Source organism: Oleiphilus sp. HI0128 (genome assembly GCF_001635365.1).
In genome coordinates, this window is sequence record NZ_LWGG01000747.1 from 1 (window position 1) to 3,422 (window position 3,422).

Annotated in this window: 4 protein-coding genes; 3 read left to right on the top strand and 1 reads right to left on the bottom strand. The window is 47.5% G+C overall.

Annotated features, from left to right (window positions below):
- The first annotated feature begins 80 nt into the window (after positions 1 to 80).
- Genes purT through A3763_RS09865 form a run of 3 tightly spaced genes read left to right on the top strand, consistent with a single transcriptional unit; the run spans position 81 to position 2,442 of the window.
- A complete protein-coding gene (gene purT / locus A3763_RS09855; protein WP_068514822.1) occupies positions 81 to 1,262 on the top strand; it encodes a formate-dependent phosphoribosylglycinamide formyltransferase in 1,182 nt (393 codons plus the stop codon).
- Positions 1,263 to 1,282: 20 nt separating this feature from the next.
- Positions 1,283 to 1,819 carry a DNA-deoxyinosine glycosylase gene (locus A3763_RS09860; RefSeq protein ID WP_068514824.1) on the top strand — a complete coding sequence of 179 codons (537 nt, stop codon included), beginning with the start codon at positions 1,283 to 1,285 and terminating at the stop codon, positions 1,817 to 1,819.
- 5 nt (positions 1,820 to 1,824) lie between these two features.
- The gene (locus A3763_RS09865; protein ID WP_231872160.1) at positions 1,825 to 2,442 is read left to right on the top strand and encodes a tRNA-(ms[2]io[6]A)-hydroxylase; all 618 of its coding nucleotides are present in this window, start codon (positions 1,825 to 1,827) and stop codon (positions 2,440 to 2,442) included.
- A 19-nt stretch (positions 2,443 to 2,461) separates the two neighbouring features.
- Here the strand turns inward: A3763_RS09865 and A3763_RS09870 are convergent.
- Positions 2,462 to 3,422, bottom strand: a 961-nt coding sequence (locus tag A3763_RS09870) for a serine hydrolase domain-containing protein (protein ID WP_156495035.1), incomplete at its 5' end; no start/stop codon positions are given.

Consider the following 3,422-nt stretch of genomic DNA (forward strand, 5'->3'; position numbering starts at 1 on the left):
AATACTAGAGCTCGCTAAAGAGCGCGAACAGAAATCCTATATCTAGATTTATCCTAACAACTGACAACAGGTTTATCAAAATGACTAGCATTGGCACGCCCTTATCGCCTACGGCAACAAAGGTATTATTTTGCGGCTCTGGTGAGCTGGGCAAAGAAGTGGTTATCGAATTACAGCGCTTTGGTGTCGAAGTGATTGCTGTGGACAGGTATGCCAATGCACCGGCGATGCAAGTCGCACATCGCAGTTACGTGATCGATATGCTTGACCCAAAAGCGCTTAGAGAGGTGGTCGAGAAAGAGCAACCACACTTAATTGTGCCAGAAATCGAAGCCATTGCGACCGCTGAATTGGTGGCGCTAGAGAAAGAAGGCTACCAGGTTATTCCCTCTGCACGTGCAGTTAATCTCACCATGAATCGCGAAGGTATTCGGCGCTTGGCGGCAGAGGATTTGAGCATAAAAACCTCTCCCTATCAGTTTGCCAGCGATTATGAGGCTTATCGACAAGCGCTTCAGGAGATTGGTTTGCCGTGTGTGGTGAAACCGATTATGAGCTCCTCTGGCAAAGGCCAGAGCACTGTGAAGACTGAGGATGGTATTGATGCCGCTTGGGCATATTCACAAGAAGGTGGCCGTACAGGGGCAGGCACCATCATTATCGAAGGCTTTGTCGACTTTGATTATGAGATAACCTTATTAACTGTTCGCCACGCTGGTCAGACAAGTTTCTGTGCGCCGATTGGCCATGTCCAAAAGAATGGTGATTATCAACAGTCATGGCAGCCTCAAGCAATGAGCGAAAAGGCCTTGGCAGCGGCTCAGGATATCGCTCATAAAGTGACTGAAAACCTGGGTGGCAATGGTATCTTTGGCGTTGAGTTATTCGTAAAAGGCGATGAAGTCTTGTTTAGTGAAGTCTCACCTAGGCCACACGATACAGGCTTAGTGACCTTAGTATCGCAAGATCTTTCTGAGTTTGCTTTGCATGCGCGGGCTATTCTTGGATTGCCTATTCCCCAGATTAAACAGCTTGGTCCGGCAGCGTCCTCGGTCATTTTGGTTGAGGGGGAGTCCAAACAACTTTGCTTTGGTAACCTTGAAGAATGTTTGTCTGATACTGATGTGCACTTGCGCTTGTTCGGCAAGCCCGAAGTAAAGGGGCAACGCCGTATGGGGGTTGCACTGGCCTTGGATGAAACAATTGAGGCGGCAACGCAGAAGGCGATCAAGGCATCTTCAGCGGTGGCATTAAAGTTCTAGCGTTATTAGTGTGAAGTATAATGGCTGAAACGCAAAAAGTAATCGATAAAGGCTTTCCTCCGGTGCTTGGAGAAGAGCCAACAGTTCTAATATTAGGCACGATGCCCAGTGTTAAATCCCTGCAAGAGCAGCAATACTACGGACATCCTCGCAATGCCTTCTGGTGGATATTGGCGCAACTATGCAGTTTTGACCTGGCCTTGCCTTATGTGCAACGCCTGGAAGAGGCTAAACGCTGCGGTATCGCGATTTGGGATGTCGCTCATTCATGCTACCGCCCAGGAAGTCTGGATTCGAATATCGACCAGTCCACTATGAAGGCGAATGATATTCAAGGCATGCTTGAACAGAACCCGAGTATTAAGCTGATTGCGTTTAACGGTCAGGCTGCAGCCAAGTTGTACAAGAAGTTTATCGGCGTTTCAGTTACTCCTGATACAACCCTGAACTTACCTTCGACCAGTCCTGCCAATGCAGCCATGTCGAAAGAGGATAAGCTAGCGTCTTGGTGTGCTATGAAAGAATTTTTAAATTTAGATGAAGATATCAGTGAGTAATGTTTGTGAGTGAGATAAACCAGGACTTAAGTGAAATATATAGCTTTCTTGGCTGTGAAACCCCTGACCTTTGGGTCGAAAATGCCCTGGCTAATCAGGATATCATGCTGCTGGATCACGCTCACTGTGAGAAGAAAGCAGCAATGACAGCGCTTAACCTGATTCACCGTTATCCGGGTAATCCAGACTTGCTGATGAAGATGTCTCGCTTGGCTCGTGAAGAGCTCAGGCATTTCGAACAGGTAATGAAATTTATCAAAAAACGTAAACTGGCATACGGTCACATGACGGCATCACGCTATGCAGCAAGGCTTAGAGATTCTGTCCGAAAACAAGATCCTGACCGTGTGATTGATCTACTGATCATTGGCGCATTTATTGAAGCGCGCTCCTGCGAGCGCTTTGCCAAGACAGCGCCCTTGCTAGACGATGAGTTAAAGGACTTTTATATTTCTTTGCTCAAGTCGGAGTCTCGTCACTATCAAGACTATCTAAAACTTGCTTCGGGTTATTGCAAAGAAGGGCTCGACGAGAGAGTCGCTTTTTTCAGAGAGAAAGAGCAGGAATTAATCGAGCAGCCAGATGAAGAATTTCGTTTTCATAGCGGGCCAGTGACTGCTTAGGTTTAGTTGGCTGGCGTTGCTATATGCAGCTGTACAAAGCATCAATTAAGGCTTTGGCGCAGGGCCCTGTTTCATTAATCGGGTGTACTCGATTGCCACAATAGCCAAAGCTGATTTTTGCATCTGGGTCAGCAAAAGCAATAGCGCCGCCTAAACCGGGGTGGCCGAAGCTTCTAGGGTTGTCACCTGTTTTAAAATACGGGTTGTTCAACATAAAGCCCGTTCCATAGCGAAAGTGGCGGTGGGTCATGACTTCAACACCATCCCACTGCTCTTTTATCGCGTCTTCCAAGGCCGCTTTGCTGATAAGTCGATGGTCTCGATTGAGTTCATCGATAGTTCCTTCCATTGACAATAGGCTATAAATCTTTGCGATATTTCTAGCGTTACTATGGCCATTGCCAGACCCGAACTCGTGGGTTCGGAAATCAGGGTCCTCAAACATACGCTGAGGGTCCGGGATTGGTTTCCAAGCTCTAGCAAGTAAAGAGTTTGGGTCGTTGACTTGTTGTAAGGTAGGAACACCATTAGATATGACGATATCGGCGCAACGAGTAATCTGGCTTTCATTCATGCCTAGGTAGAATTCAATATTGTTTGGCCCAAATATTTCTTCTTGCAAATATTGCCCTAAGGTTTGACCGGTACACTTACTGATCAAAGCCTGGCACAGAGGGCCATGAGTAAAAGAGTGGTAGCAGGGAGTAGAGCCTGCGGGCCAAAGTGGTGCTTGAACTTCTAATGCTTGCTCGACAACCCCTTTTTGATAGAGGGAACCGGCAGGCGCTGCATCGGCAACAGGAACGCCTGCGAGTTGAGCCAAAACGCAGCGTACTGTGATTTTGTCTTTTCCCGCCTGAGCAAACTCTGTCCAATACGTGCAGACAGGCTGGTCGAGATCGATGATTCCTCTGTCCGCAAGTGAGAGTACAGCGAGGGAAGCGATAGCTTTGGTAACGGACATAACGCAGCAAAGAGTA

Bases quoted from the DNA above. Each gene is read 5' to 3' on its own strand.
- purT (WP_068514822.1), top strand. From the start codon at position 81: ATGACTAGCATTGGCACGCCCTTATCGCCTACGGCAACAAAGGTATTA.
- A3763_RS09860 (WP_068514824.1), top strand. From the start codon at position 1,283: ATGGCTGAAACGCAAAAAGTAATCGATAAAGGCTTTCCTCCGGTGCTT.